Below are 544 nucleotides of genomic sequence, written 5' to 3'. Positions count from 1 at the left end.
ACATATCTGTAGTAGCTATAAAACTCACTCGCCATCACTCCTTATCTGTAGCTATATACTTGAATATTAGAGTTCTCAAATTTATTTCCAATTATTTCAACATCAAATTCCCAATTTCCTAATATTTTCCCACCTTTACCATTAACAATATTCCAAGTACCAGCGGGTGAACTTACAACTTCAAAATTAAAATCGTAATAGTCTTTCACAATATCCCCCTCAAATATCTCAATGCCGTTCTTATCTTTAAGCCCTGTGGATTGCATAATTTCAAGGTTTTCTCCTAAGTAACCATCACAAGAAAATAGATGTGAATATACTGTGTAATCTGCAAAGTCAAATCTAGCAACATTAAACATTCTTTGTGATTCTTTATCCCATGCTCTAAACTTAATCATCTACTCCACCAGCTTTCCGTCACGCCATATTAGTGTCATTATTTGCGTCCTCCAATTTTCCAACAATCGCATCTACCACATTCACAGTAACTGCGTTGCCTGCTTGTTTATATAACTGACTATTACTCACACCACTCTCTTTAGCT

The 544-nt window shown here is 35.1% G+C and carries 1 protein-coding gene; it reads right to left on the bottom strand.

The genetic code is table 11. From position 1 onward, the window contains the following. Positions 1 to 41 precede the first annotated feature (41 nt). A complete protein-coding gene (locus ACF91D_RS31560) occupies positions 42 to 398 on the bottom strand; it encodes a YopX family protein (RefSeq protein ID WP_392438667.1) in 357 nt (118 codons plus the stop codon). Positions 399 to 544: the final 146 nt, after the last annotated feature.

This window comes from Staphylococcus sp. 231237_7MaSpsaltlick, assembly GCF_043107035.1.
This window is presented reverse-complemented; position numbering and strand designations above follow the sequence as displayed.